The 3,612-nt window shown below is 59.2% G+C and carries 3 protein-coding genes and 2 pseudogenes; 1 reads left to right on the plus strand and 4 read right to left on the minus strand.

The annotated features are described in order from the left end of the window. Both NKJ08_RS38200 and rsgA read right to left on the minus strand, forming a co-directional pair. Positions 1-399: DUF6088 family protein (locus NKJ08_RS38200; protein WP_352786323.1), on the minus strand; the 399-nt coding region annotated here is incomplete at its 3' end. A gap of 135 nt (positions 400-534) precedes the next feature. Further along, positions 535-1,526: pseudogene (gene rsgA / locus NKJ08_RS38205) on the minus strand (ribosome small subunit-dependent GTPase A). A gap of 271 nt (positions 1,527-1,797) precedes the next feature. Here rsgA and NKJ08_RS38210 point away from each other — a divergent pair. After that, the gene (locus NKJ08_RS38210; protein WP_352780068.1) at positions 1,798-2,355 is read left to right on the plus strand and encodes a hypothetical protein; all 558 of its coding nucleotides are present in this window, start codon (positions 1,798-1,800) and stop codon (positions 2,353-2,355) included. Between the two features lie 67 nt (positions 2,356-2,422). On the opposite strand, the pseudogene NKJ08_RS38215 reads toward NKJ08_RS38210, so the two are convergent. Both NKJ08_RS38215 and NKJ08_RS38220 read right to left on the minus strand, forming a co-directional pair. Next, positions 2,423-2,921, minus strand: a pseudogene (locus NKJ08_RS38215) (helix-turn-helix transcriptional regulator). 340 nt (positions 2,922-3,261) lie between these two features. Beyond that, positions 3,262-3,612, minus strand: a 351-nt coding sequence (locus NKJ08_RS38220) for a hypothetical protein (RefSeq protein WP_352786325.1), incomplete at its 5' end; no start/stop codon positions are given.

A 3,612-nucleotide genomic window follows, 5' to 3' on the forward strand; every position in this document is an offset into this window, starting at 1 on the left:
CATCCAGATCGGCACGGCGGAGAGACCGGCGCGCAGATCCTCGCGAATGGCCTCGCCGTGCTTGGGGTCGGCAAACAGGCGGCGCAACGTCGCCTCGATACGCTTCCGTTCGCCCTTCTGGGCCAGCATGTCCTGCATCCAATGCAAGGCCTGGACGACCCGCATCCCCGGCCGATCCGCCCAATAGAGGCGGCTAGGGGCAGCGTATTTGAAGTGAATTTCCTGCGTGCCGAGCTTGATTGGCTTCAACCGCGCATCGGCCAGCACTTCTATCCGGGCGGGGACGGCGGTCGTCAGGCCGAGGTCGTTGGCGGCCGTCATACCATCGATGACGGCGCGCGCCCGATCGCGGCGGCACGTATGAGACCTAATTGGGCCCGAAGCTGCGATTTTGGCCAAGTTGTGGAACGTTGAGAGAAAGGATTGACCGCCCAGGTGCGCGATCCTCAGAGCACCGGTTACATGTCGACATCCGGCATTGCACGGCTCGATAAGGTGTCTTTGAGGATAGTGCCTGAGCTCAAACTTTGTCGTTCAACGCCTTTTTCCGCGATTGCTGGTGAAATTGCTGCCACGAGGCCCGGTTTGAACTGGCGTGTTGTTGCGATTTTCGTCGGAGAGTTTGCGCCAGCGAGCAAGACGCTCAGGATCCAGCGTACCAGCGGCCAAAGCTGCTTGTACTGCACAGCCCGGTTCATGAACATGAGTGCAGTCGCGGAATCTGCAAAGCGGGGCAAGCTCGGTAATTTCGGCGAACAGTGTGTCGATCCCGTAAGCCACATCGCTAACCTGCAGCGTTCGCATTCCTGGCGTATCGATCACCCACCCGCCACCTGCAAAGGGATGCAGAGATCGCGAGGTGGTGGTGTGGCGTCCTTTGGCATCTTGTTCGCGAATGTCTCCGGTCTGTTGAGGCAATTGCTGCGCTGATCCGGCCAGCGTATTCACCAGCGTCGATTTGCCCACGCCGGAGGAACCGACCAGTGCAACTGTTTGTCCTGCGCCGCACCAGGCGGCTAAGGCGATTGCGGCATCAGCCGTGCGAGGGTTCAACGTCACTACGATCAGCCCCCGCTGCAGTGCGGCAGATTGCTTTTCGTACTCCCGGGCGTCAGCACGGTATCGGCCTTGGTCAGCAGGATCACCGGAGTTGTTCCGGCCTCGTTCGCTAGCGCCAGATAGCGCTCGAGCCGAGCGGGGTTGAAATCAGCATTGCATGAGGTGACGATAAACAATGTGTCGACATTGGCCGCGGCAAGCTGCGGCTTCTTAGTGCCCTGAACGCGGCGTTCCAGCACTGTCTTGCGGGTCAGGCGACGGTGCAGCAAACGGGCATGGGGATCGACAAGGACCCAGTCGCCAGTGTTCGTTTGCGTCGGCAGTGTCAGATCCATTTGGCCTGCTTGAGATATGCCGGTCAGGCGGTCACGGTGCACCGCGGCAATACGCATTGGGACGAGGTTTACCTCATGCGGACCAACCTGATCGCCGAAAAAATCCGTCCATCCCAGGCTTGCGAGGGACATTGATCGAGTGCTGGTGGAGTGATCCGTCACGGCCTTGACCAAAGATACGGCGTCGCAGACATCGGACAGTATCCTTGGCAAGAAGAGGTGATAGCGGAAAGCAGCTACTCGCGATGGGCGCGATTGTTCGAGCCGTTGTATGGGCGGCATGGCGGGATTGGCAATGCCTCGTCATCCGCCGCTCTTGCCCGTTGGCGTGCTCGGAGGTTAGGGCATGTGGAACGATGTCCCCATCGCAGTGTTAAATGGCGAAAAGAGTTGAGGCAGTAAGGTGGATGATCTCAAAGAGACGGCATTGGTCGCGCGACTGGCGGCGCGGCACGGGTTGTCAAGGGACGCGGTAGAAACCGTGCTGCGTGCCCTGCGCTCGGGCGGTGGTTCCATGGCGCAGTTCAGCCATGCCGAATTCGGCGGCATGTCGCAGTGGTCATCAGGCATGACAATGGTCGGCGACATGTTTAACGATGCGCTGAGGGCGAAGCTGAACGCGGTGGCCACGGAACTAGTAGCTCATCTGCGGGAGAATCCTGAGGCTGCCCATAATGAACCGGCCGAAGTGAGCTATAGATCGCAGCAGCAGGTACCTGAAAGTTGGCCGGGCGGACTCGGCACACCCTCATCGACCGGATCGCAGAACCATTTGCGCTACGCGATCTATCCCGACACGCGGCGACTGGTCATCGAGGATGCCGGGCAGCGTACGATCTACGACACCGGCGATCACGTTATTTCGGGGATCGCCCAGGCGCAAAGTAAGGATGCGACACTGACATTCCGAAGCCAGAACGGCCTTGTGCGGCTCTCGGAGCTGAAGAAGGTCGATGCTTAAGGTTTGGCCCTATTAATGCGTCGCGATGATGCTCGCGCCCCGCGCCATTCACCGCAGCGCGGGGTGCCTAATGACGTCCTTCTTCGCCTCTTTGCGTTTCCGCCGCCGCTCCGTCTGCGGCCCGTTCGAGCGCAACCATTTTCTTGACCAGGGCCAGCAGATCGCGCTTCGTGCCGTGCGGCAGGGACACGACCTGTTGCGCGAGTTCCATGGTGTCGCGCGCTTCCTCCGGCGTGCGGCCCCATAGATGCGGGGCAACGCTGAACAGCATTTCCATCGGCATGAATCCGAGGATTTCGCACAGGTGGATCATCCTGGTTACGTGCATTTTTTGAAAAGGCACGTTCATAGCGGCCATAAACCTGCATCGAAAGGCCAAGCAAGGGCGCAAGCTCTGCGCGGGTCAGATCCTTGTCCTCGCGCGCCTTGCGAATGAAGCCGGCGATTCTCTCATCGATCTCGCCGAGGGTTTTGACGCCTTCGAACCCCGGGCGGCGGAAAACAGGCTTGTCGATCTCGGGATCGATCGTTTCAACCAGTTCCATTTTGTTTTTATAGGCGTCCATATCCTTAGGCACGTCCTGTCGCGGACAGGGCGACGATATCAATCAACATCTGAAAACGGGATTGACCGAAGCATGCCCCGGCATTCTCTTGCACAGCGATTTACCAGAATCGCGGTGTGAAGACGGCGTCTCCGCTACTCGCAATCGGCTGTCGTCGGAGCCGTGCCGGGCTCGCCTTGCATGGCTCTTTCCAACGGAAGCCTGCATTCATAACGCCCTTGAGCTGGCGCGGGGATAGGCACTGCCCACTGAGAGAAAATCACCGCGCCCTGGCTGCAACCATTCGCCAAGTACCCGGCTTTCCCTCGAACACAGCTTCGACAAGTTTTTCCCCATCGACCTACCCCAGATGCGCCAGGAGTTCGCATGCGATAGAATCTTTGCCAATACTAATACATCGCTTCACGGTAACCGTCGATCCGGTCCGGTGCATTGAGATATCCCAATTGGATAGGCGAAACAGCTCGCCTTTGGCGGTTTCGTCAGATGGGCGGATGGCCGCACCGAGAGCGGATTCCATAAGCCCGTTCAAGGGGGAAGCGGCTTTTGAGCCTTCACCAAAGTCGAAGCCTTGGCGACCGCCCCACGGTGCAGCATAGATGCCAATAAGGATACCGATCGTCATCCCGAGCAGGAGGCTTCGAACCGCCCATGGATCAATAGCCGTTGTCGCGGAGGAACTGGTCGATGG

This window comes from Mesorhizobium sp. M0244 (assembly GCF_040321795.1).
Classification (GTDB): Bacteria; Pseudomonadota; Alphaproteobacteria; order Rhizobiales; family Rhizobiaceae; genus Mesorhizobium.